This window comes from Nocardia sp. CA-135398 (assembly GCF_050955845.1).
In the GTDB taxonomy this organism is placed as follows: Bacteria; Actinomycetota; Actinomycetes; order Mycobacteriales; family Mycobacteriaceae; genus Nocardia.
The window spans coordinates 6,581,655-6,607,270 of sequence record NZ_CP192084.1 but is presented as its reverse complement, the minus strand read 5'-3'; the positions used below and the strand labels follow the sequence as shown (position 1 = coordinate 6,607,270).

The 25,616-nt window shown below is 65.4% G+C and carries 23 protein-coding genes; 5 read left to right on the top strand and 18 right to left on the bottom strand.

Going from position 1 to position 25,616, the window contains the following annotated elements; genetic code table 11:
* Positions 1-94: 94 nt before the first annotated feature.
* From ACQP1T_RS29265 to ACQP1T_RS29250, 4 genes are read left to right on the top strand one after another with little or no spacing between them, the layout of a single operon-like run.
* Entirely contained in the window at positions 95-853 is a 759-nt protein-coding gene (locus ACQP1T_RS29265; protein WP_433762413.1) for an SDR family oxidoreductase, read from the top strand.
* Positions 850-1,833 (top strand): NADPH:quinone oxidoreductase family protein, encoded by a 984-nt coding sequence (locus ACQP1T_RS29260; RefSeq protein WP_433756255.1) that lies wholly within the window; start codon positions 850-852, stop codon positions 1,831-1,833. The genes ACQP1T_RS29265 and ACQP1T_RS29260 overlap by 4 nt, the downstream gene beginning before the upstream one ends.
* A 35-nt stretch (positions 1,834-1,868) precedes the next feature.
* Entirely contained in the window at positions 1,869-2,630 is a 762-nt protein-coding gene (gene fabG / locus ACQP1T_RS29255) for a 3-oxoacyl-ACP reductase FabG (protein ID WP_433756254.1), read from the top strand.
* 9 nt (positions 2,631-2,639) lie between these two features.
* Positions 2,640-3,092, top strand: a complete 453-nt coding sequence (locus ACQP1T_RS29250; protein ID WP_433756253.1) for a MaoC family dehydratase — start codon at positions 2,640-2,642, stop codon at positions 3,090-3,092.
* A 102-nt stretch (positions 3,093-3,194) separates the two neighbouring features.
* On the opposite strand, the gene ACQP1T_RS29245 is transcribed toward ACQP1T_RS29250, so the two are convergent.
* From ACQP1T_RS29245 to ACQP1T_RS29195, 11 genes are all read right to left on the bottom strand, one after another.
* Positions 3,195-4,250, bottom strand: a complete 1,056-nt coding sequence (locus tag ACQP1T_RS29245) for a phosphotransferase family protein (protein WP_433756252.1) — start codon at positions 4,248-4,250, stop codon at positions 3,195-3,197.
* Between the two features lie 16 nt (positions 4,251-4,266).
* Complete coding sequence (locus ACQP1T_RS29240) at positions 4,267-5,484, bottom strand: acyl-CoA dehydrogenase family protein (RefSeq protein WP_433756251.1); 1,218 nt, start codon at positions 5,482-5,484, stop codon at positions 4,267-4,269.
* 58 nt (positions 5,485-5,542) lie between these two features.
* Positions 5,543-6,163, bottom strand: coding sequence for an HAD family hydrolase (locus ACQP1T_RS29235; RefSeq protein ID WP_433756250.1), 621 nt, complete (start codon positions 6,161-6,163; stop codon positions 5,543-5,545).
* Positions 6,160-6,969 carry an SDR family oxidoreductase gene (locus ACQP1T_RS29230; protein ID WP_433756249.1) on the bottom strand — a complete coding sequence of 270 codons (810 nt, stop codon included), beginning with the start codon at positions 6,967-6,969 and terminating at the stop codon, positions 6,160-6,162. The genes ACQP1T_RS29235 and ACQP1T_RS29230 overlap by 4 nt, the downstream gene beginning before the upstream one ends.
* Complete coding sequence (locus ACQP1T_RS29225) at positions 6,969-7,982, bottom strand: NADP-dependent oxidoreductase (RefSeq protein WP_433756248.1); 1,014 nt, start codon at positions 7,980-7,982, stop codon at positions 6,969-6,971. Before ACQP1T_RS29225 ends, ACQP1T_RS29230 begins: the two co-directional genes overlap by 1 nt.
* A 218-nt stretch (positions 7,983-8,200) precedes the next feature.
* Positions 8,201-8,854 carry a Uma2 family endonuclease gene (locus ACQP1T_RS29220; RefSeq protein WP_433756247.1) on the bottom strand — a complete coding sequence of 218 codons (654 nt, stop codon included), beginning with the start codon at positions 8,852-8,854 and terminating at the stop codon, positions 8,201-8,203.
* Positions 8,855-8,889: 35 nt separating this feature from the next.
* Positions 8,890-10,434: a WS/DGAT/MGAT family O-acyltransferase gene (locus ACQP1T_RS29215; protein WP_433756246.1), complete on the bottom strand. Its 1,545-nt coding sequence runs from the start codon at positions 10,432-10,434 to the stop codon at positions 8,890-8,892.
* A gap of 416 nt (positions 10,435-10,850) precedes the next feature.
* Entirely contained in the window at positions 10,851-11,864 is a 1,014-nt protein-coding gene (gene yjfF / locus ACQP1T_RS29210) for a galactofuranose ABC transporter, permease protein YjfF (protein ID WP_433756245.1), read from the bottom strand.
* On the bottom strand, positions 11,861-12,895 hold the full coding sequence (locus ACQP1T_RS29205) for an ABC transporter permease (protein WP_433756244.1): 1,035 nt from the start codon (positions 12,893-12,895) through the stop codon (positions 11,861-11,863). The genes yjfF and ACQP1T_RS29205 overlap by 4 nt, the downstream gene beginning before the upstream one ends.
* Complete coding sequence (locus ACQP1T_RS29200; RefSeq protein ID WP_433756243.1) at positions 12,892-14,424, bottom strand: sugar ABC transporter ATP-binding protein; 1,533 nt, start codon at positions 14,422-14,424, stop codon at positions 12,892-12,894. Before ACQP1T_RS29200 ends, ACQP1T_RS29205 begins: the two co-directional genes overlap by 4 nt.
* Positions 14,425-14,438: 14 nt before the next feature.
* Positions 14,439-15,398 carry an ABC transporter substrate-binding protein gene (locus ACQP1T_RS29195; protein ID WP_433756242.1) on the bottom strand — a complete coding sequence of 320 codons (960 nt, stop codon included), beginning with the start codon at positions 15,396-15,398 and terminating at the stop codon, positions 14,439-14,441.
* A 228-nt stretch (positions 15,399-15,626) separates the two neighbouring features.
* Here ACQP1T_RS29195 and ACQP1T_RS29190 point away from each other — a divergent pair, with 228 nt between their 5' ends.
* The gene (locus ACQP1T_RS29190) at positions 15,627-16,697 is read left to right on the top strand and encodes a LacI family DNA-binding transcriptional regulator (protein ID WP_433756241.1); all 1,071 of its coding nucleotides are present in this window, start codon (positions 15,627-15,629) and stop codon (positions 16,695-16,697) included.
* Between the two features lie 4 nt (positions 16,698-16,701).
* Here ACQP1T_RS29190 and mmsB read toward each other — a convergent pair whose 3' ends face one another.
* From mmsB to ACQP1T_RS29155, 7 genes are all read right to left on the bottom strand, one after another.
* Entirely contained in the window at positions 16,702-18,018 is a 1,317-nt protein-coding gene (gene mmsB, locus ACQP1T_RS29185; protein ID WP_433756240.1) for a multiple monosaccharide ABC transporter permease, read from the bottom strand.
* Positions 18,015-19,568 carry a multiple monosaccharide ABC transporter ATP-binding protein gene (gene mmsA / locus ACQP1T_RS29180; RefSeq protein WP_433756239.1) on the bottom strand — a complete coding sequence of 518 codons (1,554 nt, stop codon included), beginning with the start codon at positions 19,566-19,568 and terminating at the stop codon, positions 18,015-18,017. The genes mmsB and mmsA overlap by 4 nt, the downstream gene beginning before the upstream one ends.
* A 95-nt stretch (positions 19,569-19,663) precedes the next feature.
* A complete protein-coding gene (chvE, locus tag ACQP1T_RS29175; RefSeq protein WP_433756238.1) occupies positions 19,664-20,755 on the bottom strand; it encodes a multiple monosaccharide ABC transporter substrate-binding protein in 1,092 nt (363 codons plus the stop codon).
* A gap of 15 nt (positions 20,756-20,770) precedes the next feature.
* Positions 20,771-22,165 carry an L-fucose/L-arabinose isomerase family protein gene (locus tag ACQP1T_RS29170; RefSeq protein ID WP_433756237.1) on the bottom strand — a complete coding sequence of 465 codons (1,395 nt, stop codon included), beginning with the start codon at positions 22,163-22,165 and terminating at the stop codon, positions 20,771-20,773.
* Between the two features lie 32 nt (positions 22,166-22,197).
* Entirely contained in the window at positions 22,198-22,860 is a 663-nt protein-coding gene (locus ACQP1T_RS29165) for an L-ribulose-5-phosphate 4-epimerase (RefSeq protein ID WP_433756236.1), read from the bottom strand.
* On the bottom strand, positions 22,857-24,527 hold the full coding sequence (araB, locus tag ACQP1T_RS29160) for a ribulokinase (RefSeq protein ID WP_433756235.1): 1,671 nt from the start codon (positions 24,525-24,527) through the stop codon (positions 22,857-22,859). The genes ACQP1T_RS29165 and araB overlap by 4 nt, the downstream gene beginning before the upstream one ends.
* 158 nt (positions 24,528-24,685) lie before the next feature.
* On the bottom strand, positions 24,686-25,528 hold the full coding sequence (locus ACQP1T_RS29155) for an alpha/beta fold hydrolase (protein WP_433756234.1): 843 nt from the start codon (positions 25,526-25,528) through the stop codon (positions 24,686-24,688).
* Between the last annotated feature and the right edge of the window lie 88 nt (positions 25,529-25,616).

The window sequence follows — 25,616 nt, the reverse complement described above, 5'->3', positions numbered from 1 at the left end:
TGTATCACCTGACGCGGAGCAACTTCTGAACTTGACGTCGGAATCAAGTTCGGTGAGTCTGGGTCACGCAGGTCGGGCATCAGGAGAGGCTTACATAATGGGTCGTTTCGACGGAAAGACGGCGATTGTCACCGGAGCCAGCCGCGGTATCGGGCTGGCCATCGCGCAGCGGCTGGTTGCCGACGGTGCGCGGGTCTGTGTGACCGCCCGCAAAAAGGACGCGCTGGACGCGGTGGTCGCCGAACTCGGCGGACCCGAGCACGCCATCGCCGTCGCGGGACGAGCCGATGACGTCGAACATCAGACCGAGGCCATCGAGCGCACGCTGGAGACCTTCGGTTCGGTCGACTTCCTGGTCAACAATGCCGGTATCAACCCGGTGTACGGGCCGATGGTCGAGCTCGACCTGGCCGCGGCCCGTAAAGTCTTCGAGGTGAACTGCCTCGCGGCGATCTCCTGGGTGCAGCAGGCGCACAAGGCATGGCTGGGCGAGCACGGCGGCTCGGTGGTCAATGTCGCGTCGGTGGCCGGAATCAAGCCCGCGCCCGGTATCGGGTTCTACGGGGCGACCAAGGCGATGCTGGTGCACATCACCCAGGAACTCGCGGTCGAACTCGGCCCGTCGATCCGGGTGAACGCGATCGCGCCCGCCGTGGTCAAGACCCAATTCGCCACCGCGCTCTATGACGGCCGCGAGGAGCAGGTCGCCTCGGCGTATCCGCTCAAGCGGCTGGGTGTACCCGAGGACATCGGCAGTGTCGCCGCCTTCCTGCTCTCCGAGGACGCGGCGTGGTTGACCGGCCAGCTGATCGTCGTCGACGGCGGTGTCACCCTGACTGGAGGCGTGGCGTGAAGGCTTGGCGGGTAACGGAATTGGGCGAACCGGCGCAGGTATTGCGCCTGGTCGAACTGGAGCAGCCCGAGCCGGGTCCCGGCCAGGTTGTGGTGCGGACCCGCGCCGCGGCCGCGAACTTCCCGGACGTGCTGATGTGCCGGGGCGAGTACCAGATCAAGCCGGAACTCCCGTTCACTCCCGGGGTGGAACTGTGCGGTGAGGTGGTCGCGGTCGGTGCCGACGTCGACGGCATCGCGCTCGGTGACCGGGTGCTCGGCAGTACGGCGCTGCCCTGGGGCGGGTTCGCGGAACTGGCGGTCATGGACGCCGCGGATGTCTTTCCCGCTCCCGCGTCGCTCGACGACGCCGAGGCCGCCGCCCTCTTCATCGGCTACCAGACGGGCTGGTTCGGACTGCATCGGCGCGCGGGTCTGCGGGCAGGGGAGACGCTCCTGGTACATGCGGCGGCCGGTGGCGTCGGTAGTGCGGCAGTGCAATTGGGTAAGGCGGCCGGAGCCCGGGTGATCGGGGTGGTCGGCAGCGCGGCCAAGGCCGAGGTCGCACGGGCACTCGGTGCCGATATCGTGGTGGATCGCAGCGCAGAGGATTTTGTCTCGGTCGTGCGGGACGCGACCGACGGTCGCGGTGCGGATGTGGTGTACGACCCGGTCGGTGGTGAGGTGTATCAGCGGTCCACCAAGTGCATCGCCTTCGAGGGACGCATCCTGGTGGTCGGTTTCGCGGGCGGGCAGATCCAGTCCACCGCACTGAATCACGCACTGGTGAAGAACTATTCGATCCTCGGCCTGCACTGGGGCCTGTACCGCGCCAAGGATCCGCAGGCGGTACGCGATTGCCATCTGGAGTTGACCGGGCTGGCCGAGCGGGGTTCGGTGAAACCCTTGATCGGCGAGCCGCTTTCGCTGGATGACGTGGCTGCTGGACTGCAGCGCCTCGCCGACGGCAAGACCGTCGGCCGTGTGGTTTTCGAACCGTGAACGGTGCCAATCGAATTCGACAAGGGAGAACCGTAATGAGCAGTGAGACAACCCGTACCGCCATCGTGACCGGCGCAGCGCGCGGAATCGGTGCGTCCGTCGCAAAGCGGCTGGCGGCGGACGGATTCGCGGTAGCCGTCCTGGATCTCGACGAGCAGGCTTGCAAAACCGTTGTCGCCGAGATCGAATCGGCCGGTGGCCGGGCACTCGCGGTGGGCGCGAACGTCGCCGACGAACAAGCCGTGGCTTCGGCGGTCGAGCGGGTCGCCGCGGAACTGGGCGCGCCGACCGTCCTGGTGAACAATGCGGGCATCATCCGCGACAACATGCTGTACAAGATGAGCGTCGACGACTGGGACGCGGTCATGGGCGTGCACCTGCGCGGATCCTTCCTGATGAGCCGCGCGGTGCAGAAGTATATGACCGATGCGGGCTGGGGCCGCATCGTCAATCTCTCCAGCACTTCGGCGCTCGGGAATCGCGGCCAGGCCAACTACGCCGCGGCCAAGGCCGGATTGCAGGGATTCACCAAGACTCTCGCGATCGAACTCGGCAAATTCGGCGTGACGGTGAACGCGGTCGCGCCGGGATTCATCGAAACCGAGATGACCGCCGCTACCGCCGAGCGCATGGGTGTTTCGTTCGAGGAGTTCAGCAAGACCCTGGTGGCGCGGATTCCGGTGGGACGCGTCGGCAAGCCCGAGGATATCGCGCACACGGTGTCGTTCTTCGTCAGCGAGGGCGCGTCGTATGTCACCGGCCAGGTGCTCTACGTTGCCGGCGCGCCGACGGTCTGAGGCGCGAATATGAAGGTATTCAATGGAATCGGTGAACTCGAGCAGGCCGTCGGTACCCATCTCGGCTACAGCGAATGGCACACCGTGACCCAGGAGCAGATCGATCTGTTCGCCGAGGCGACCGGTGACCGGCAGTGGATTCACGTCGATCCGGAGCGGGCCGCGCAGGGACCGTTCGGCACCACCATCGCCCACGGCTATCTGACCCTGTCGCTACTGCCGCTGCTGGTGTCGCAGGTGTATCGCGTCGACGGGCTGAAGATGGGAATCAACTACGGCAGCAACAAGGTTCGCTTCCCGTCGCCGGTGCCGTCGGGTAGTCGGGTGCGGGCGGGAGTGGAACTGGTGAAGCTCGAGCCGACCAGAGCGGGGGTTCAGGTGACGGCTCTGGTGACCATCGAACGCGAGGGTGGCGACAAGCCCGCCTGTATCGCCGAAGCGCTGTCGGTGCTCGTGCCCTGACAGAAGTAGCCGCCGGACTCCTGTATCCGGCGGCTATTCGTTCGAGCGAATACGCGAAACGGCCTGTCTCCCTGGCAGTATCGGGAGGCAGGCCGTTTCGTCTCAGAACCCGGCTTCGGTGGCGATTCGATCGGCGGTTTCGGCGAGCCCGTCGACCAGATCGGTAGTCGGAATGCCCGCTGCGGCACGGTTGCGGGGGTCGTCGAGCGTGCGGCGGTACACACCCTCGGCGATGACCGCGAGCTTCCACAGGCCGAGCGCATGCCAGAACCCGAGCGCCCGCCGATCGCGTCCGGTGATCGCGAGATACTCCTCGACCAGTTCGGCGCGGGACGGAAAACCCGGGAGCAGGCACATTTCCGTGCCCGGAATGGCCGCTTCGCCGGGCATCGGCCAGTAGGCGAGCAGACTGCCGATATCGGCCAGCGGATCGCCGAGGGTGCACAGCTCCCAGTCGAGCACGGCGGCGATCGCGCCCGTCTCCGGTGTGGTGATCACATTGCGGAGGTTGTAATCGCCGTGCACGAGCGCGAGTTCGCGCTGTTCGGGAACGGCGGCGCGGAGCCGCTCGGTGAGGCGGTCCAGCAGCGGCAGGTCCCGTGTCTTCGACTTCTCCCACTGTGCCGACCATCGTTTGAGCTGTCGCTCCGCATACGGCTTGTGACTGGCCAGATCGTTCAGTGCCGTGGCTTCCAGATCGACGGCATGGATGCGGGCCAGCGTCCGCACCAGCGACAGCCCGGCGCTGCGGCGCAGGTCGAGGCTGAGTCCTTCGGCGGTCTCGACTCCGTCGATGACCAGTCCGTCGATGAATTCCATCAGCACGAGCGAGATTTCGCCCTCCTGCCGGACATCGTGGACCCGCGGCACCGGGACATCGGTGGGCGCGAGCGCCGCCATGACGCGAGCCTCCCGCGCCACATCATGCGCGGACGCCAGCAGGTGGCCGAGCGGCGGACGGCGCAATACCCAACGCCGCCCGTCCGCGTCGGTGATCAGGAAGGTCAGATTGGACTGGCCGATCCCGACCCGTTCGGCCCGCACCGGGGTAGTACACGTCGAACCGAGCGAGGACACCCAGTCCGCGAACGCGGCCGCATCGATATCGAAGCCGGTCGCGTCCGCGGTGGGCTGAATGAGCCCGTTACTTGTCTGCATTCGTTCCTGTCCGTCCCTACGCCCCGGCCCTGAACTTACCGAGTTCGGCGCGCGCGATGGCTCGTTTGTGTACTTCGTCCGGTCCGTCGGCCAGACGCAAGGTGCGCAGGTGCGCGTACATGCTGGCGAGCGGGAAATCGTCGGTGACTCCGGCGCCGCCGTGCACCTGGATGGCCCGGTCCACGATCCGCAGCGCCATCTCCGGTGCGGCGATCTTGATCGCGGCGATCTCGACCTGGGCCGCCTTATTGCCGACGGTATCCATCATCCAGGCGGCCTTGAGCGTCAGCAGCCGCGCCTGCTCGATATCGATGCGTGCCTCGGCGATCCAGTCCTGGATATTGGCGCGCTCACTCAGCTTCTGCCCGAAGGTGATTCGCGATTCGGCGCGTGCGCACATCAGCTCCAGTGCGCGTTCGGCCATACCGATGGCGCGCATGCAATGGTGGATTCGGCCCGGTCCGAGCCGGGCCTGGCTGATCGCGAAACCCTCACCCTCGCCCTTCAATACGTCCGTGACCGGAACCCGCACGTCGGTGAAATCGATCTCGGCGTGGCCCTCGCGGTCGGCGTAGCCGAAGACCGGCAGATTGCGCATGATCGTGACACCCGGCGCATCGATGGGAACGACCATCATCGACTGCTGCCGGTGCTTGGGCGCATCCGGATCGGTCTTGCCCATCACGATGAGCACCTTGCAGTTCTTGTGTAATGCGTTGGAGGCGAACCACTTCCGACCGTTGAGCAGATAGTGGTCGCCGTCGCGCGTCATGCTCAGCTGGATATTGGTGGCGTCGGAACTGGCGACGGCGGGCTCGGTCATGGCGAAGGCGGAGCGGATGGTGCCGTTCAGCAGCGGCTCCAGCCAGCGCTCCTTGTGCTCCTGGGTGCCGAAGAGGGTGAACACTTCCATATTGCCGGTGTCGGGCGCCGAACAGTTGCACGCCTCCGGCGCCAGATGCGGACTGCGGCCCATGATCTCGGCCAGCGGGGCGTATTCCAGATTGGTCAGGCCCGGACCCCATTCGGGATGCGGATGGAACAGATTCCACAGACCGCGGGCGCGAGCCTCCGTCTTGAGATCCTCGACGATCTGCGGATGGTGGTGCGGATCGCCGGATGCCGCCACCTGCTTTTCGTATTCCGACTCGGCCGGGTATACGCATTCGTCCATGAAGGCGCGCAGATCGCGTTGGTACCGCTGGCTGCGCTCGGACGTGCCGAACAGGTCCATCGAGGCTCCGATCGTTGGTGCGAGCGGTCGAAAGAGACTGCGCCGCAAGGTGGGTGGGTCAGCTGGGCGTTTGTAGCGCGGGCCACAACATGGCGGCTGTCGATGCGGCGTCGCGGTGCACGATGCCGCCGAGTCCGAGCAGTTCGGCCGCGGTGATGTTCTGCTCGAGGTCGTCGACCATGATGGTCTGCTCGGGCGCGACACCGAGCCGTTCGCAGCCGACGAGATAGGCCCGGCGCGACGGTTTGCGGGTGCCGATCTCCGCCGAGATGGTCACCGCGTCGAACATGGCTGGTAGGTCGAAGCCCGCGTAGCAGTCGTCGCCGAGCGAATTCGACAGCAGGCCGACGCGATAGCCCGCCGCGCGGACACCGGCGACCAGCTCGATCATCTCCGGGTCGGGATGCAGCCGGGACTGGATGCGATCGATAAGGCCCGCATCGTCGATTTCGGCGCCGTGCGCGCGCAGCCGCCGCGCGAACCCGACCTCGAATTCACGCTGACCGATGCGGCCCTCCTCGTGATCCACCAGCAGCGCACTGCTTTCCGGATCGCGCGCGAGCAGTCGCAGCGGCAGCCGCGGGTCGCCGATCTCCGCGCCGAACTCGGCGAAGGCGGCCAGTACGGCGGTGGTGAGCACGCCGCCGAAATCGAACAGCACGGCCGTGCGCCCACTCATGACAGCGATCTCCGATACCGCTGCATGCCCGCGATCCACCGGTCGTGGTCGGAAGCCTTGCGTTGCAGGAATTCTCGGACCTCCTCGTGTGGTAGCACGAGGAAACGCTCGGCCTCGATCGCCTCGATCACCCGATCGGCCACATCGAGGGGAGCCAGCACCGCCCCGGCTCCGGTGACGGCCCGGGTGGCCAGGTCGCCGTCGGATCCGCCGTCTGTGCCGAGTCCGGTGAGCAGGGCGGTATCGACACCCATCGGGCACAGACAGCTGACCCGCACACCCAGATCCCCGTAGGTCACCGCCAGCCATTCGGCGAACCCGACCGCCGCGTGCTTGGAGACGGTGTAGGTGGCCGAACCGATCTGGGTGAGCAGTCCCGCCGCCGATGCGGTGCTCACGAAGTAGCCGCTACCGCGCTCCAGCCAGCCGGGGACGAGTAAGCGCGCCGCCCGCACGTGCGCGAGGGTGTTGACCTCGAGTGCTTGTTCCCACTGCGCGTCGGTGGCGTCCAAGCCGGGGCCGCCGCCGACACCGGCGTTCGCGAAGAAGATGTCGACCGGGCCGAATTCTGTTGTGGCCGTGTCGATGAGCTTGCGCAGGTCGGATTCGGATGCGGCGTCACCGGCCTGTCCGGACACCGCGCCGGGAAATGCCTCGGCCAATTGCCGTGTCGTCGCCGCGAGCCGGTCCGCGTCACGGTCGGTGATCAGGACCCGGGCGCCGTGCTCGAGCAGGCGTTGCGCGATGGCCGCACCGATGCCGCCCGCGGCGCCGGTGACGATCGCGACCGTGTTCTGCACGCGCATCAGTTCGCCTCGGCATTCAGCCGGACCAGCATCTTGCCGGTATTGGCACCGCGCAGCAGGCCGAGGAAGGCGTCGACGGCGCTATCGATACCGGTCAGCACCGTGGTGGGGACGCGGAGACTGCCGTCACGCACCCAGTCCGCCGCGAGCGCCGCGTACTCCGTCGCGAGTTCCGGGTGGTCGGTAACGATGAAGCCGCGCAACGAGAGTCGGCGAACCACCGCCAGCGCCAGATTCTTCGGGCCGGGCGGCGGAGTTTCGGCGTTGTACCCGGCAACGGCTCCGCACAGGGCGATTCGCCCGTAGTCGTGCATCGAGGCGATCGCCGCCTGCAAATGGTCGCCGCCGACATTGTCGAAGTAGACATCGATGCCGTCCGGGGCGGCCTCGTGCAACCGTTTCCCGAGGTTGCCCGCCCGATAGTCGATCGCGGCGTCATAGCCGAACTCCTCGACCAGCCGCCGTGCCTTCTCCGGACCTCCGGCCGAGCCGATGATCTTGGACGCGCCGAAGTGCCTGGCCACCCGGCACGCGGCCAGACCGACGGCGCCCGCAGCACCCGAGATGAATACGACATCACCCGGCCGGACCGGCGCGATTTCCTTCAGCCCCACATACGCCGTCAGCCCTGGGATGCCGAGCGGGCCGAGGTAGGCCTCGCCCGGGGCAAGCGCGGTGTCGACCACGCGCGCCTGCCCCGCCTCCAGCAGCGCGTACTCTCGCCAGCCGAGATCGTGCAGCACGGTCGCGCCGACTTCGATTCCCGGTACGCCCGAGGCGACGACAGTGCCTACCGCCCCGCCGTCCATAGGCTTGTCGAGCCGGAACGGGGGAATGTAGGACTTCACGTCGTTCATGCGGTTGCGCATATAGGGATCGACGGACATCCAATCGTTGCGAACCAGCAACTGCCCGCTGCCGGGATCCGGAACATCCGTGGTCACCATCCGGAAGTCGGATGGTGCGGGTTCGCCGGTGGGCCGGGCCACCAGATGTACCTCTCGGCTCTTCACGACCAGAAACCTCCATGTTCAAGCGCGCTGACCGGGGCGTTCGTCAGGAACACCGACCTCGGTGGGGAGCGGATCGAGCTCCGTACGGCTCCGACACTAATTGAAACTGACGTCGGATTCAATTGTTGCCGCACCGTGCCGTCGGTGGGACACGGGCGACGATCCGCGGCGCCAGCCGAACGAGGGGTCGTCCGGCTGGATCCCTCCGCTGATGACGATCAGTATTCGAGTTCGGTCCAGGGAATGGTGATCGGGAACGGGAAGTCGAAGTCGATGCCGTTGGGGTTGTCGTGGGTCCACTCGTCGATGAGAAGGTAATTGGCCGGGCGCAGGGGGTGGACGCCTTCCGGGAGACTGCCGTGCGCGGTCTCGAGGGCGTACGCGCGAACTACCGCGATGGCGCTGGCCTCGCGGGCCAAAGTGACCTCCCAGTACCAAGGAATTCCCGCGCTGGCGTAGCGGCCTTTCTTCGCTTCCATATCGTACTGGGTATTGGACGGGGACAACACCTCGCCGACGAGCAGTACGTCACTCGCGCGGACGTCCTGGTAAGGGGATTCGAGACAGCGGTGTACAAGGAAATCGGGCGTCACGAAGTCCGACTTCCCGGTCGTCCCGAAGAAGACGTTGGTCTCGAGGTTGGCGCGCCAGCAATGTGCGGTACGCGCCGACATGTCTTCGCGTGCGCAACGTTCGAAAGCGTTGGTCAATCGGCGCATGAACACCTGGTGTTCACCTGGGCCCCGGCGAAGCCAGACCACGCGACCGTTCCACAGCTCGATCTGGTCGGCTATCTCTTCGGGAAGTCGTTCCAGTTCCTCCCAGGTCATGTACTCGGGGAGGTCGGGCCGCTCGAGGTGCGGAGTGGACATGCCGCAATGTTAGTGGTCGCGCCGCACCCCGCGTATTAATCGAGCAGCTCCGCGAGGGCATCGCGTAGGTAATCGGCGATATCCCACACATCGGGCACCGCGTCGGGGCAGGCGAGGATGCCGAAGTCGAGGTGCCCGTCGTAGGACATGACGGTGATGTTGAGGCCGCCGGAGAGTTCGGTGAGCACCGAGACCGGGTAGCTCGCGCTCACTCGGCTGCCCGCGGCGTAGAGCGGGAACTGTGGCCCCGCCACATTGGAGATGATCACATTGGCCAGCGGTAGCGCCGACGCCGAGACCCGCAGCAGCGTGCGGGTGGCCAGGCCGTGCAGTAGCGGCGGGATCATCGATGTGGCCTCATGCAGAACGGTCGGCGAGTTGGACCGGAACCGTTGTTTCACCTCGAGCAGGTTGCTGTGCAGGAGTTTCATCCGGTGCTGTGGTTCGGGTTCGTCGATCGGCAACTCGCACAGCATGATCGAGAACTGGTTTCCGGCGGTGCCGAGTTGTTCGGCGGTGCGGACGGAGGCCGGGACGGCGGCCAGCAGTGGCCGGTCGGCCGGTGCGTCGTGTTCGATGAGCCATCGGCGCAGTGCCGAGGTGCACAGGGTCATGACGACATCGTTGACGGTACCGCCGAAGCTGTTCTTCACCACCTTGACCTCGTCCAGCGAAAGCGAGGTATAGGCGAAACTCCGATTCGCGGTGGTGGGGCCATTGAACGGCACCGCGGGATGCTTCTTCCCGATATCGGCAAGCGCGCGCAGCAGCGTGGGACCCATGTGCATCGACGATCGCACGCGGTCGGACTGGCGGGTGAGGGCGTTCGGGACACTGCGAACGAGCATTTCGGCGGTGCCGGGGGTGCGGTGCAGGCGAACGCCGTCGGCGGGGACCGGCACCGAGTGTGGTTCGGCCGTGACATCGAGCAGCGCCGCCATGATTTCCGCCGCCGATACGCCGTCGATCACCGCGTGGTGCACCTTGGTGTAGAGCGCTTGGCGCCCGTCGGGCAGTCCCGAGATCAGTCGGCATTCCCAGAGCGGGCGGGTTCGGTCCAGCGGTATCGCGTGCATGCGGGAAACGAGCTCGGCCAGTTGTACTTCGGTCGCTTGGTGGGGCAGGCGCGTTTCACGGACGTGATATCCGAGATCGATCTGGGCGCAATCCTCCCAATACGGCAGGTCGAGGCCGAGCGGGACGGTGCGCAATCGCCACCGCAGTGGTGCGAGCATGGGCAGCCGATCGGCGATCAACCGACGCACGGCGGTGACAGTCAGCGGCTCGGCGGCGGGCTCCAGCAAGGTGATCGCACCGACATGCAGTGGCGTACTAGGCGATTCGCCGTCGAGCAGTTGTAGGTCGAGCGAACTCAGTTGCCGCGGCGTCCGATATTCATTCGACAGCGGGATCGTGACGTCCGGCGCGATGGTAGCCATACGATCTGGGCTCGCCGCGTACTGTTCGCCCGGTGTCGTGATCCGGACACCCAGCTGGCTGGCGCCGGGCGCCGTCGACCGGGCGGCACCCGGTTCGTGGCATGCGAGATCGTCGAGGTGCGTCTGGTCCGTGATGGTCATGCGCTCTCCCATGTTGTCGCTGATGACTCGGGGACGACGCTGTCGATCCAAGATGCGAAGTCACGGTAGTGCCAGAGTGTTCGGATCCTGTTGTGCATCACTTGCGGGGGCGTTAAATCTGCGCAAACACGCGGCAAGTGCTGCTGGGCCAGCGCATACGACAGATCCGGTGGGCGCTCCGGCTATGAGTGCGGTGAAGTGCGAGTGGGACGACCACGCTGCTCGGACCGTCCTCAGCGCGATCGGCGTGGCCTGGGCGCAGACGGCGCTCTCCCCGGGTGGCTCGGCCGAGAGCGGTGGCGTGGACGCCGTAGGCCAGCCACGCCGGGCCACTCCGAGTCCGCTCGTGCTGGCTCCGGCGATCACCGCGCCGTTCCTGGCCCGCCGAGTCGCCCATCGACACCCCATTCGAGGCATCATCCGTCGCGGGTTCCGATGGTGCGCTGCAGCAGGATGAAGGCGAGTAGCAGGACGCCGATGAAGATCTTGGTCCACCAGGAACTCAGGGTGCCTTCGAAGCTGATGATCGTTTGGATCACGCCGAGGGTCAGCACGCCGAGTACCGAGCCGAGGACGAATCCGGAGCCGCCGCTGAGCAGGGTGCCGCCGATGACGACGGCGGCGATGGCGTCGAGTTCCATGCCGACGGCGTGCAGGCTCCAGCCGGACAGGGTGTAGAGCGTGAACAGGATGCCCGCGAGTGCCGAACAGAAGCCGCTGATCGCGTACACGGCGACCTTGGTCCTGGCCACCGGCAGCCCCATCATGAGCGCCGACTGTTCATTGCCGCCGATCGCATACGCGGTGCGACCGAGTCGGGTGTAGTGCAGAACGACGAAGGCCGCGGCGACGATCACCAGCGCGACGAGCATGCCCACCGTCAGGAACACATCCCCGCCGAGCCGGAATCGACGCTGCGCCAGATCCGTGTACACCGGATCGGTGATCGTGATCGAATCCGTGCTGATCACATACGCCAGCCCGCGCGCGAGGAACATACCGGCCAGCGTCACGATGAACGGCTGGATCTCGAAATAGTGGATGACCGCGCCCATCGCCGCTCCGAAGAGCGTGCCGCCGACCAACATCAGCGGCATGACCAGCAGCGGCGGCCACCCGTGCACGGTCACCAGCCACGCCGATACCACGGTGGACAGGGCCAGCACCGCACCGACCGACAGATCGATGCCGCCGGTGAGGATCACGAAGGTCGTCCCGACGGCGAGGACGAGCAGAAAGGCGTTGTCTATGAACAGGTTCACGAAAACCTGCGGGTAGCCGAACGCCGGATAGCGGATCACTCCGACGCCGTAGATGACGGCGAACAGTGCGGCGGTGGCCAGCACCGGAATGTATCGACTGTGGTGTCCGCGAATCGTTGGTCGGCGCAGCGCAGGGGACTTGGCCACGGCCTCGGTCAGCGCGTTCATATCGTCGCCTCCGTCGGTGTCGATGGGGTGCGGATCGGTGCGCGGCGACGGCGAAATACCTTGGCGCGGAACGCCGGTGACTGGATCAGGCACACCGCGATGACCACGACCGCCTTGGAAACCAGCGTCGTCTCCGGTGGCACCCCTACGGTGTAGATCGTGGTGGTGAGCGTCTGGATCACCAGCGCACCGAGCACGGTGCCGCCGAGCTGAAATCGCCCACCGGTCAGCGCGGTACCCCCGATGACGACCGCGAGAATCGCATCGAGTTCGATCCACAATCCGGCGTTATTGCCATCCGCCGCAGAGACATTCGAACTGATCATCAGCCCCGCGATCGCCGCGCAGCAGGCACAGACCGCGTACACGGCGACGATCAGACCACCGGCCCGGATGCCGACCAAACGTGCCGCCTCGGCATTACCGCCCACCGACTCCAACAGCAGCCCGAGCGCACTGCGCCGCAACAACACCGCCAGCCCGACGAATACAGCGGCGGCGACCAGGACGGGCACCGGCAACCCGAGCAGATAGCCACCACCGATGACCTTGTACGGCGCACTGTTGACCGTGATGATCTGTCCCGAGGTAATCAGCTGTGCGACACCGCGTCCGGCCACCATCAGGATCAAAGTCGCCACGATCGGCTGAATCCCGAAGCGCGCCACCAGCAGCCCGTTCCACAACCCGAGCACGACCGCCACACCGAGCGCGATCAGCACGGCGACGGCGACGCCTCCGGCATCGGCCTGATCCGGCATATTGCTGATGTGCAGGCAGGCCAGCGCGCCCGCGATCGCCACGACCGTGCCGACCGACAGGTCGATGCCGCGCGTCGCGATGACCAGCGTCATGCCGAGCGAGATCAGCACCAGTGGTGCGCCGTAGCGCAGGATGTCGATCAGGCTGCCGTAGAGGTGTCCGTCCTGGATGCGGATCGAGAGAAAGCCGGGTGTGAACGCGACGTTGACGATCAGCAGGGCGATGAGTGCGGCCGCGGGCCAGAACAGGTGGTTTCGGAGGATCGTCATGAAATCGCCCCGCTCGCAATGGTTTCGGTGAGGCGGTCCATGGTCAAGCTGGCATCGTTGACCAGTTCGGCGACCAGCCGCCGATCGCGCAGGATCGCCACCTTGTGACTCAGCCGCAGCACTTCCTCGAGTTCGGCGGAGATGAACAGCACCGACATGCCCTCCTCGGACAGCGAGATGACCAGCCGCTGGATTTCCGCCTTGGCACCGATATCGATGCCGCGGGTCGGCTCGTCGAGGATCAGCAGTTTCGGCCGAGTGGCCAGCCAGCGGGCCAGCAGCACCTTCTGCTGGTTGCCGCCACTGAGGAATTTCACCGGCGTATCCGGATCGGCCGGGACTATCCGCAGCGACGTGATGTACCCGGCGACGAGCTCGTCACGCTTGCGCGCGGACAGCGGTCGGGCCCAGCCGCGCGCGGCTTGGACCGCGAGCACGATATTGTCGCGCACCGACAGGTCGAGGATCAGGCCCTGGGATTTGCGATCCTCGGGGCAGAAGGCGATCCGATGGTCGATCGCGGTGCGTGGGGAACGCAGTGCTGTCGGCGTTCCGGACACGCGGAGATCCCCGGTGGACGCGCGGTCGGCACCGAAGAGCAGCCGCGCCACCTCGGTGCGGCCGGAGCCGAGCAGTCCGGCCAATCCGACCACCTCGCCGTCGCGGACAGTGAGATCGAACGGCGCGACGGAATTGCGGCGCCCGCCGATTCCGGTGGCCTGCAACAGCGGATCGTGCAGTGCCACCACCGCGGTATCCGGTTTCTCGTGTTCGATTTCGTCGAGCGTGCTCAGCGCGGTACCGAGCATGTGCGCGATGAGATCCTTCTGGGTCAGCTGCGCCACCGGATACTCACCGACCAGGGTTCCGTTGCGCAGCACCGTGGCTCGGTCGCAGATCTCGAAGATCTGGTCGAGGAAGTGGGTGACGAACGCGATGGCCACGCCCTCCGCGGCGAGTCTGCGCATCACCGCGAACAGTTGCTCGACCTCACCGGTATCCAGCGACGAGGTCGGCTCGTCGAGGATGAGGACCTTCGCATCCAGGTCGACCGCCCGCGCGATGGCGATAAGTTGTTGCACCGCGAGCGAATACGAGCCGAGTTGAGCGGCCACATCGATGTTCAGATGCAGTCTGTCCAGCAGCCGGGCGGCATCGCGACGCATAGCGGCGAAGCGGATCAACCCGGACCGCCGCGGTTCCCGTCCGATGTAGATGTTCTCCGCGACCGACAGATTCGGGCACAGATTCACCTCCTGATAGACGGTGCTCACCCCGGCCCGCAGCGCCTGCTGCGGGCCGGTGAATCGCACTGGGCGACCGTCGAGTTCGATGGTCCCGGCGTCGGCGTCGTGGATTCCGGTGAGCACCTTGATCAGGGTGGATTTGCCCGCGCCGTTCTCACCGACCAGTGCGTGTATCTCGCCGGGGAACAGTCGCAGGTTCACCTCGGACAGCGCGGTGACACCGGCGAATCGTTTGACGATGCCCGACATCCGAAGTGCCGGTGTCACAGTGTGTTCCGACATGCACTCCCTCCGGCTCAGTACGTCCGGGTGGGCAGCGCGGCGGCGGCCTGGTCCTGGGTGTAGACGCCTTCGTCGGTGACGATCCGCTTGGGCGTCGGGTGACCCGCCACGACCTCCTTGGTGATATCCATCAGCTTCGGGCCGAGCAGCGGATTGCATTCGACGACCACATTGATCTTGCCGTCGGCCATGGCCTGGAAGGCATCGTGGGTCCCGTCGATCGAGATGATCTTGATGTCCTTACCCGGCTTCAGCCCGGCCTCCTCGATCGCCTGGATCGCGCCGAGCGCCATATCGTCGTTGTGCGCGTAGAGCACGTTGATATCCCGGTGCGCGGCCAGGAACGCCTGCATGACCTCTTTACCCTTCGCGCGAGTGAACTCCGCGGTCTGCGATGCGATGATCTTGAACTTCGGGTCGGCGCCGATGACCTCCTGGAAACCCTTCTTCCGATCGGTCGCGGGCGCGGATCCGGTGGTGCCCTGCAGTTCGGCGATGTTCACGGTGTCATTCGAATTCTTGGTCGCATCGACGAGCCAATTCGCCGCCCTGCGGCCCTCTTCGACGAAATCCGAGCCGAGGAAGGTGACATACAGCGAGGTGTCGGCCGAGTCGACCGCGCGGTCGGTGAGGATCACCGGAATCTTGGCGTCCTTGGCCTCCTTCAGGACGGTGTCCCATCCGGATGCGACGACGGGGGAGAAGGCGATGACGTCCACGCGCTGCTGGATGAAGGTGCGGATCGCCTTGATCTGGTTTTCCTGTTTCTGTTGGGCGTCGGCGAATTTCAGCTGTATTCCGGCCGCGGCCGCGGCGTCCTGGATGGATTTCGTATTCGCGGTGCGCCAACCGCTTTCGGCGCCGACCTGGGAGAACCCGAGTACGGTCTGGTCGCTTCCCGAGCTGCCGCAGCCGACGGCTGTTGCTGCGGTGAAGACAAGTGCGCTGGCGGTGATCAGAAGCCTCTTCAACACGATCAGGCTCTCCCTCGAATTGTGAAACGTGTTGCACCGAGGTGCGGTAGTCCTGTTAGTGTTAGCGCTCACATTCTTCTAGTCAAGAGCTCTGACGGCCGTAATCTGGTGGCGACGACCGGATATCGGTTGCCGAGGTCGGTACGGCAGTTCGGGTCGTGCCGCGGCCATTGGCGGTGTGAGCGTTAACCTGGGGAAACCGGGACGAGACGCTGTGGAAGGTGAGATGTGAGGGACAGGGACGGATTTGCCGCCGGGGACACCTCAACGGCGGTTCGCCCGACGGGTGCGCGCCCGGCGGTGATGACCGATGTCGCCAAACTCGCCGGAGTCTCCCACCAGACCGTGTCGCGGGTGCTCAACGGCAGCGCGAACGTGCGCCCGGAGACTCGTGAGCGGGTATTGCGCGCCGTCGAACAACTCGGCTACCGCCCCAACGCCATGGCCAGAGGGCTGGTCAGCAGGCGCTCGAATATGCTCGGCGTGGTCAGCTTCGACACCATCCTGTATGGGCCGGCGTGCACCCTGCTCGGCATCGAACGTGCCGCTCGCACAGCGGGTTACGGTGTCAGCATCTTCGCGCTGGAGACGGTGGACCGCTCCAGTGTGTTGGCGGCCGCGAACAGTCTGGCCGATCAGGGCGTGGACGGGATCATCGTCATCGCCCCGCAGATGGCCGCCGCCGCGGCACTGCACAATCTGCCCGAACGCCTGCTCGCCGTCGCGGTCGAGGCCGGACAGGACAGTGGCTTGCCGTCGGTTTCGGTGGATCAGGTCGAGGGCGCCCGGCTGGCGGTGCAGCATCTGCTCGATCTCGGGCATCGCACGGTATGGCAGGTCGCCGGTCCCAGTGACTGGTTGGAGGCGCGCGACCGCATCGAGGGTTGGCGACGGACACTGGAGGCCGCGGGCGCACCGATTCCCCCGGTGATCGGCGGGGATTGGAGTGCCCGCTCCGGCTACGAAGCGGGCCTGCTGCTCGCCGCGCAGCCCGATGTGACCGCGGTATTCGCGGCCAATGACCAGATGGCGCTCGGCATGCTGCGCGCCTTCACCGAACGCGGTATCCGGGTGCCCGCCGACATCTCGGTGGTCGGTTTCGACGATATTCCGGAGGCCGCCTATCTTTCGCCGCCGCTGACGACCGTCCGACAGGACTTCGACGAGGTGGGTCGCCGCAGCATGCAGATCTTGTTGCGGCTCTTGGAATTCGACGGCATCACCGCCGGACCGGCATCGCCTTCGGTGCTGCCGACGCTGGTCACGCGCGACAGCACGGCGGCACCGGCCCAGCGGTGATGGGTCAGGCCGCCGCGCGCTTCTTGTTGTAGACGTCGAATGCCACCGCGGCCAGCAGCACCAGACCCTTGATGACCAGCTGCCAGTCGCTACCGACGCCGAGCATCGACATGCCGTTGTTCATCACGCCCATCACCAGTGCCCCGACGATCGCGCCCACGACCGTGCCGATACCGCCGCTGGCCGACGCGCCACCCACGAATGCCGCGGCAATGGCATCGAGTTCGAAGTTCTGTCCCGCCTTCGGAGTCGCCGCGCCGAGCCGGGCCGCGAAGATGACACCCGCGAGCGCCGCGAGCACGCCCATATTCACGAAAACCCAGAACGTATTCGCCTTGGTATTCACCCCGGACAACTGTGCGGCCTTCTCGTTGCCGCCGACGGCGTAGATCCGCCGCCCGATCACCGAGCGGTTCATGACGAACGAATACAGCACGATCAACACGATCAGAATGACGCCGATAATCGGAATCCCGTTGTAGGACGCCAATACGAAGCTGAATGCCAGGATGACCGCGCCGAGCGCCGTCAACTTCGCGATGAACAGCGAGCGTGGTCCGGCAGGCAGGCCATAGGAATGGCGGCGCTGGCGCACCCGCCATTGCGACCACACCAGCGCCGCGACCGCGAGCACGCCGATGAGCAAGGTCAAACCGTTCAGCTCACCCACGCGCAGCCGGATGGCGATCCCGTTGAACCCGGCGAACTGAACGGCATGCAGCGGCAACCAATTCGGGAGATATCCGGCCGCGATATTCACGAAGCCCTGCGGGAACGGGCCGATCGACTGGCCCTCGAGTACCAGCTGCGCCAGACCACGGAACAGCAGCATGCCGCCCAGGGTGACGATGAACGCCGGAATTTTGACGTAGGCGATCCAATACCCCTGCCACGCACCGATGGCCGCGCCCATCCCGACGGCCGCCAGCACAACCACCGGCCAGGGCCAATGCCACTGCACGATGGCGATACCGGTCACCGCGCCGACCAGCGCGCACAGTGATCCGACCGATAGGTCGATGTGCCCGTTGATGATCACCAGCATCATCCCGATGGCGAGCACCAGGATGTAGCCGTTCTGCAGGATGACATTCGTGACATTGAGCGGCGTCAACAGACTGACGCCGTCGGAAAGTTTTGCCGTGGTGAGGATTTGGAACAGCAACGTGATCACCACGAGCGCCACGATCATGCCGTATTGGCGCACGTTGCCGCGCAGTGTGCGGCGAAGCGCCGCGAGCGCGCCGACCTGTTTCTGCTCGACGGCCTTCGCGATGACCTCGGCGGAATCGTCGTCTTCGAGCTTGTCCAACAACGTCATTCGGATACCGCCTCGGCTGTGGCGGTGCCGCGTGTCATCAATTTCATGACAGCCTCCTGTGTGGCTTCGTGTTTCGGTAGTTCACCGGTGATCCGGCCCTGGCTCATCGCATAGACGCGGTCACACAGGCCGAGCAATTCCGGCAGTTCCGAGGAGATGATCAGCACGCCTTTTCCGGCGGCGGCGAGCTGCTGAACGATCAGGTAGATCTCGTATTTGGCGCCGACATCGATGCCGCGGGTCGGCTCGTCGAGGATCAGCAGATCGGGTTCGGTGAAGATCCATTTGCCGAGCACCACCTTCTGCTGATTCCCGCCGGAGAGATTGCCCACCTTCTGGAATACCGTCGGCGTCTTCACGGTCAGCCGGGTGCGCAGGCGCTCGGCTTCGACGATCTCCCGGTGGGTGTCGATGACGGTGTGCCGGGAGACCGCGGGAAGATTGGCGAGGGTCATATTGCGGCGGATGTCCTCGTCGAGGATCAATCCGTATTGCTTGCGGTCTTCCGAGACATAGGCGATCCCGGCACCGATAGCGTCACTTACCGACGAAACTTTCAGTACCGCACCGTCTTTGCGAATCGTGCCGCGAATATTTCGGCCGTAGGACCGGCCGAAAACACTCATCGCCAATTCCGTGCGCCCGGCGCCCATCAACCCGGCGATACCGACGATTTCACCGCGCCGCACATTCAGCGCCGCATCACGCACGATCCGCCGGTCGGCAATAGTCGGGTGGTCGACATTCCAGTCGGCGATCTCGAAGAACACCTCGCCGATCTGTGGATCCGCCCGCGGTGGGAACCGGTGATCGAGATCACGCCCGACCATTCCTTTGATGATGCGATCCTCGGTTACCTCCGCGGCCGCCGCGTCCAGGGTCTCGATGGTCCGGCCGTCACGCAGCACGGTGATCGAGTCGGCGACGGCCAAAACCTCATTGAGCTTGTGCGAGATAAGGATCGAGGTGATGCCCTGCTCACGCAGTTGCCGCAGCAGCGCGAGCAGGCTCGCGCTGTCGGTCTCATTGAGCGCCGCGGTCGGTTCGTCGAGGATGAGCAACCGCACCTGTTTGGACAGCGCCTTGGCGATCTCCACGAGTTGCTGTTTTCCGACACCCAAAGCGGCGACCAGCGTTTCGGGATCCTCGACGAGACCGACCTGCCGCATCAGCAGCATTGCCTGCCGATTGGTCTCGTGCCAGTCGACGGTCCAGCTGCGCAGCCGTTCATTGCCGAGGAAGATGTTCTCCGCGATCGAAAGCTGCGGCACCAGCGCCAATTCCTGGTGGATGATCGCGATACCCGCCGCCTCGCTGCCGCGAATATCCTTGAACGCCACATCGGTACCGTCCATGCGTATCTGTCCGCTGTAGGAGCCGTGCGGGTAGACGCCGCTGACCACCTTCATGAGCGTGGATTTGCCCGCGCCGTTCTCGCCGACCAGAGCGTGGATTTCGCCGTCGGCAACCGCGAAATCCACCGCGTCCAGCGCCTTCACACCCGGGAATTCCATGGTGATCCCGCGCATTTCGAGAATGTGCTTGGTCATGCTGTGTCCTTCTCTGCATACCGGAGGGGCCCTCTGTGGTTACGCAGGCTGCCTCCTCCGGGCCCTGACTCGGCCATGCGGGGCCTTCCGGGTCGTCAGGCGAAGTCGCGCTCGGAGTAGTAGCCGGAGTCGATGAGCACCTTGCGGTAGTTGTCCTTGTCGACCGAGACCGGTTGCAGCAGATACGACGGCACCTTCTTCGCGCCGTTGTCGTAGGAGGTGGTGTCATTGGTTTCCGGTGTGCCGCTGGTCAAGATCGCATTGACCATCTGCACGGCGCGTTTGGCGAGGTCGCGGGTGTCCTTGAAGACGGTCATGGTCTGCTCGCCCGCGATGATCGACTTCACCGATGCCTTCTCCGCGTCCTGACCGGTGACCACCGGCATCTTCTTATCGCCCCTGCCGTAACCGACCGCCTTGAGGGCCGAGACGATGCCGATGCTGAGACCGTCGTAGGGGGACAGCACGGCGTCGATATTCGCGGTGGAGTAATTGGCGCTGAGCAGGTTCTCCATCCGGGACTGGGCGGTGGCGCCCTCCCAGCGCAGGGTGGTCACCTGGTCCACGGCGGTTTGCCCGGAGCGCACGACCAGCTTGCCGGAGTCGAGATAGGGCCGGATCACCGACATGGCACCGTTGAAGAAGTAGTAGGTGTTGTTGTCATCGGGGGAACCGGCGAACAGTTCGATCGAGAACGGGCCCTTGCCATCCCGCAGACCGAGTCGGTCGACGATGTAATTCGCTTCCAGCACACCGACTTTGAAGTTGTCGAAAGTGGCGTAGTAGTCGACGTTCGTGGTGTCGCGGATGAGCCGGTCGTAGGCGATCACCGCGATCTTGTTCGACTTGGCCTGCTGCAGTACGCCGGTGAGCGATTTGTTGTCGATCGCCGCGATCACCAGCGCCTTGACGCCCCGGGTGATCATGTTCTCGATCTGCGAAACCTGCGTCTCGATGACGTCCTCGGCGTACTGCAGATCGGTGTCGTATCCGAGGTCCTTGAACTGCTTGACGATATTGTTGCCGTCGGCGACCCAGCGTTCGGAGGATTTCGTCGGCATGGCGATGCCGATCGTTCCCCCCGCCGCGGACGAATTCCCGCTGTCCTCAACGGAACACGCGGCGGCCAACAGCGCGGCGACACCGGCGGCGCCTGCGAAAAGTCCGCGTCGGTTGATGGTGGGCATGGCACAACTCCTTGACTAGACCTGGACGAACTCGATGCCGGTGAGCTGACAGAAGACCTGCCAGTCGGCGGCGTGGTGGCCGATATTCATGACTTGGTGATGCGGCCCGCCCGCGGTGAGCCAGCCGTCCATGCAGGCACGCACGCCACTCGCCGGCCGGAACTGGCCGTAGGGCATTTCCAGGGCGGGCAGTTGCTGGCTGTCGAGGACCTCGCCCTCGGCCACCACCATTCGGAACTTTTCGCCGCCGAGCGAAACCAGGCAGGCCAGCGTCGCGGGCCCCGGCCGGTAGCGGAACAGGAAGGTCGGCGGTTCGTCGAGATTGCCGATGCCGAGTTCGCGCCGAATCAGCCGGACCGGTTCATCGTCGCGCGCTATGCGCCAATTCCCTTCGCCCATATGGCTCATCAGGATCGAGTCGGAGGGGAAGTCCATCGCGTACATCTCGGTGAAATGGCCGTCGCCGATCAGCTGATGACCCGCGTAGACCATGGCGGCGGCCATCGCATCGCCCTCGGCGCCATAGCCGTACCCCTTGGCCATCAGACTCGACGCCGCGGCCAGCGGCAGCCGCTGGAACCGGCCGTCCTCGCCGATCGCGTCGAAATGCGTCGAGTACGCGCCGTAGCCGCGGTCGGTGAGAATGCGTTCGATGGCGATCTGCATCCGGGCGTGGTCCTCGCGTTCCGCACCGGTCAGCGCCGGATCGATGGCGAATTCCCGGTCCTCCCATGCCATCAGCGCCGCCACCTCGTCATCGGTCACGGCCTGGCTGCCGCGATAGAGGTCGCCGGGTGCGACGAAGCTGATCTCCGGACCGAGCGCCCGCAACAGTGCGTTCTCGTCGACGCGGATATCGCCCATATCGTTCATGGCATAGCCGAATACGCCGACCTTCAGCGACCGCCATGCGGTGACCGCACGTGCGGCTCGCACCCAACGATCGACGCGCACAGCGAATTCCGGGCTCTTCCAATCATCGGTGACGACCGTGAACGGACGGTCGGCCCGGACCATCGCATTCGCGGTGTCCTGGGCTCCGTGAATGCCCTGGTTGTAGGTCATATCCGCCATATCCCACGCGGGTGTGACGGCCGGTTCGGGTTGAATATTGGCCAGTAGCACCGGAAGTCGGTTCTCGTTGAACAACCGCGCCACCCGCATCGCCGGGCCGTAGGTGAGCATCACCACCATGACGCCGTCGAGATCGGCATTGACGAATTCGCGCATGACCGCCTCGGCGTCGCGACGGTCCTTGACCGGGCGTCCGACGGTCCAGTCGGCGATGTCGGCGAGTTGTTCGGCGATGTCGTGGGCGTAGCGGTCCTGGCGCTCCGCGATGCCCGGGATCATGTCGTCGTAGAGGGCCTGCATGATGCCGAGTAGGCCGATGCGTGGTTTCGGGTTCATCGAGGACGTACTCCTTTGTCGGCGGCCGGAATTCAGTGCTGGCCGTATACGTTCTGGTAGCGGTCGTGCAGGCTGTCCACATCTGCCTGCGCGATGGGGACCGGTTCACCGAGCTGACGCGCGATATGCACGGTGCGAGCCACGTCCTCGCACATGACGGCCGCCTTGACCGCGGCACGGGCGTCGCGGCCCACCGCGAAGACGCCGTGATTGCGCATCAGGACGGCGGGGGAGCGGTGCCCCGACAGCGTCGCGACCACACCTCGGCCGATATCGTCGTTGCCGATCAGCGCGAAGGGACCGACCGGAATTTCGCCGCCGAACTCATCGGCCATCGCGGTCAGCGCACACGGAATCGGTTCCGCGCGTGCGGCCCACGCGCTCGCGTAGGTCGAATGGGTATGCACCACACCGCCGACCTCGGGCATGGCCCGGTAGATATAGGCGTGCGCGGCGGTATCGCTGGACGGTGCCAGATCGCCCTCGACCAGCTTGCCGTCGAAATCGCAGACCACCATCGAATTCGGGGTGAGTTCGTCATAGGACACCCCGCTCGGCTTGATGACCAGCAACTGCTCGCCCGGTACCCGGGCCGAGACATTGCCCGCGGTCCACACCACCAGACCCCAGCGCAGTAGTTCTCGATGCAGATCGACCAGCTGCTCGCGCAGCCCGGTAATGGCGGTTCGACTCATGCGGTGGCGACTTCCCTTCGTGCGCTGTTGCGGATGCGTCGCAGCCGGTGCAACATCTCGGTGCCGCCGCGGCCGAAATGGTCGTGTAGGGCTTGGTATTCGGCATAGAGGGCGTCGTAGGCGGCGGTGCGTTCGGGATCGGGAAGGTAGGCGTTGCGGTGCACTCGGCCCATCGCCTTGGCGGCGGCACGGACATCCGGGTAGGCCCCGGCGGCGACAGCGGCATGGATGGCCGAGCCGAGCGCCGGGCCCTGATCCGAGCCGATGATCGACAGCGGTAACCGCGTCACATCGGCGTAGATCTGCATCAGCAACGAGTTCTTCAGCAGGCCACCGGCAATCACGAGTTCGTGAACGGGTACGCCTGCGGCATTGAAGGTTTCGATGATGGTGCGGGTGCCGAAGGCGGTGGCCTCCAGCAGTGCGCGATAGATGTCCTCGGGTTTCGTCGCGAGCGTGAGGCCGACCAGGACACCGGACAGATCGTGATCGACCAGTACCGAACGGTTTCCGCTGTGCCAGTCCAGCGCGACCAAGCCGTGCTCACCGACCCGCTGCCGCTGCGCCAACGCAGTCAGATATGCGTGGGCATCCAGGCCGCACGCGGCGGCCTCGGCGTGATAGCTGCTCGGCAGCGACGAGTCGACGAACCACGCGAAGATATCCCCGACCCCGCTCTGCCCCGCTTCGTAACCCCAACTGCCACTGGTGATTCCGCCATCCACCACCCCGCACATCCCGGGTACCTCGGCGAGGTGATCGCTGTTCATGACATGGCAGGTGGAGGTCCCCATCACCGCGAGCAGCTGCCCGTCATCGACGGCCTGTGCGGCGGGCGCGGTGACGTGCGCGTCGACATTGCCGACAGCGACCGCGATCCCGGGCCGCAGCCCCGTCCATCCCGCTGCCCGCTCGGTCAGGCCGCCGGCACGGCCACCGAGCGGGGACAGCGGGTGGACCAGCTTGCCGACCGCGAAATCGGCGAAGTCCGGATTCAGCGCAGCGAGGTAGTCGCGGCTCGGCCAGCTTCCGTCCTGGTGAATTCCCTTGTAACCGGCCGTGCAGACGTTGCGAGTCTCGCGGCCACACAGCTGCCAGACGATCCAGTCCGCCGCCTCGATGAAACGCTCGGCCCTGGAATAGATCTCGGGATCTTCTTCCAACATCTGCAGCGCCTTGGCGAACTCCCACTCCGCCGAGATCTTGCCGCCGTACCGGTTGATCCACGGTTCGGCTCGTTCATGGGCGAGGGTGTTGATCCGGTCCGCCTGCGCCTGTGCCGCATGGTGTTTCCACAACTTCGGATAGGCGTGCGGACGCCCCGCGAACTCTGGCACCCGACATAGCGGTGTCCCGTCGGCAAGTGTCGGCAGCACCGTGCAAGCCGTGAAATCCGTAGCGATCCCGATGACATCGGCCGGGTCGACCCCCGAATCCGCCAGCGCCGCCGGTACTGCCATCCGCAGCACATCGAGATAATCCTCGGGTTCCTGCAACGCCCAATCCGGTGGCAGCTCGACGCCCGTCACAGGCAGCGCGCGATCGATGACCCCATGCCGGTATTCGCTTACCGCACTGGCGAACTCGGCTCCATCCCGCACCCTGACAACAACTGCCCGCCCGGACAACGTGCCGAAGTCGACACCAACCACATACGTGTCCGCCACTGTGACGCTCCTAACAATGTTAACGCAAACATTGTTAGCGCGAACATTTGCTCCGTGTCAAGGAGTCACTGGTTTAGTGCGTTGTGATCGCTCACGTTGCGGTGTGGCCGAGTCTCCGGCGGGGCACGGTGAGGTCCACCGTGCCCCGCCGGAGGTGGTCAGGAGCGGACGAAGCGCAGCAATGCCTCGTTGACCTCCGCGGCGTGGGTCCACAGAAGCCCGTGCGGGGCTCCCTCGACCTCGACGTAGTCGGCCTCCGGGAAGGCTTGGTGGAAGGGGCGTCCGGTCGCGTCGATCGGCAGGATGTTGTCGCTGGTGCCGTGCAGGATGAGCGCGGGCTTGCCCGAGGCGCGGACCGCGGCGACGTCGTCGCGGAAATCCTCGATCCAGGAGGAGACGACCGCGTAGGCGGCTACCGGTGCCGAGCCGGTCGCGGTGTTCCAGTTGGCGGTGACGGCCTGCTGGCTGATCCTGGTGCCGAGTGTCTCGCCGAGGTTGTAGAAGTCCTCGTAGAACTTGGTGAACCAGGCGAACCGGTCGGCGCGGGCGGTCTCGGCGATGCCATCGAAGACCTCCTGCGGCACACCGGTCGGGTTGTCGTCGCGCTGTACCAGGAACGGTTCCAGTGAGGCGAGGAACGCGAGTTTGGCGACACGCTCATGGCCGTACCTGTTGACGTAGCGGGCGAGTTCGCCGGTGCCCATGGAGAAGCCGACGAGGATCACCTCGCGCAGGTCGAGCGTCTCCAGCAGCGTATTGAGGTCGGCGGCGAAGGTGTCGTAGTCGTATCCGGTGCCGACCTTGCTCGACTGCCCGAAGCCGCGGCGGTCGTAAGTGATCACGCGGTAACCGGCGGCGATCAGTTCGCGGCTCTGCCGCTCCCAGCTGTGGCCGTCGAGTGGGTAGCCGTGGATGAGCACGATCGGCTGACCGGTCCCGTGGTCTTCGTAGTAGAGCTCGATGGGTGTGCTGTTCTCGGTTCCGACGGTGATGGTGGCCATTGCCATCCTCCTGAATTCAGCTGGAGAACGGTCGTTCTCCGGACTGTGCACTACGCTAGAGAACGGACGTTCTCAGCGCAAGGGGAAA

Bases quoted from the DNA above. Each gene is read 5' to 3' on its own strand.
- fabG (WP_433756254.1), top strand. From the start codon at position 1,869: ATGAGCAGTGAGACAACCCGTACCGCCATCGTGACCGGCGCAGCGCGC.
- ACQP1T_RS29215 (WP_433756246.1), bottom strand. From the start codon at position 10,434: ATGACCATCACGGACCAGACGCACCTCGACGATCTCGCATGCCACGAA.
- ACQP1T_RS29245 (WP_433756252.1), bottom strand. From the start codon at position 4,250: ATGCAGACAAGTAACGGGCTCATTCAGCCCACCGCGGACGCGACCGGC.
- ACQP1T_RS29220 (WP_433756247.1), bottom strand. From the start codon at position 8,854: ATGTCCACTCCGCACCTCGAGCGGCCCGACCTCCCCGAGTACATGACC.
- ACQP1T_RS29205 (WP_433756244.1), bottom strand. From the start codon at position 12,895: ATGACGATCCTCCGAAACCACCTGTTCTGGCCCGCGGCCGCACTCATC.
- ACQP1T_RS29165 (WP_433756236.1), bottom strand. From the start codon at position 22,860: ATGAGTCGAACCGCCATTACCGGGCTGCGCGAGCAGCTGGTCGATCTG.
- mmsA (WP_433756239.1), bottom strand. From the start codon at position 19,568: ATGACCAAGCACATTCTCGAAATGCGCGGGATCACCATGGAATTCCCG.
- ACQP1T_RS29250 (WP_433756253.1), top strand. From the start codon at position 2,640: ATGAAGGTATTCAATGGAATCGGTGAACTCGAGCAGGCCGTCGGTACC.
- ACQP1T_RS29200 (WP_433756243.1), bottom strand. From the start codon at position 14,424: ATGTCGGAACACACTGTGACACCGGCACTTCGGATGTCGGGCATCGTC.
- mmsB (WP_433756240.1), bottom strand. From the start codon at position 18,018: ATGACGTTGTTGGACAAGCTCGAAGACGACGATTCCGCCGAGGTCATC.
- chvE (WP_433756238.1), bottom strand. From the start codon at position 20,755: ATGCCCACCATCAACCGACGCGGACTTTTCGCAGGCGCCGCCGGTGTC.
- yjfF (WP_433756245.1), bottom strand. From the start codon at position 11,864: ATGAACGCGCTGACCGAGGCCGTGGCCAAGTCCCCTGCGCTGCGCCGA.
- ACQP1T_RS29230 (WP_433756249.1), bottom strand. From the start codon at position 6,969: ATGCGCGTGCAGAACACGGTCGCGATCGTCACCGGCGCCGCGGGCGGC.
- ACQP1T_RS29240 (WP_433756251.1), bottom strand. From the start codon at position 5,484: ATGGACCTGTTCGGCACGTCCGAGCGCAGCCAGCGGTACCAACGCGAT.
- ACQP1T_RS29235 (WP_433756250.1), bottom strand. From the start codon at position 6,163: ATGAGTGGGCGCACGGCCGTGCTGTTCGATTTCGGCGGCGTGCTCACC.
- ACQP1T_RS29170 (WP_433756237.1), bottom strand. From the start codon at position 22,165: ATGAACCCGAAACCACGCATCGGCCTACTCGGCATCATGCAGGCCCTC.
- ACQP1T_RS29155 (WP_433756234.1), bottom strand. From the start codon at position 25,528: ATGGCCACCATCACCGTCGGAACCGAGAACAGCACACCCATCGAGCTC.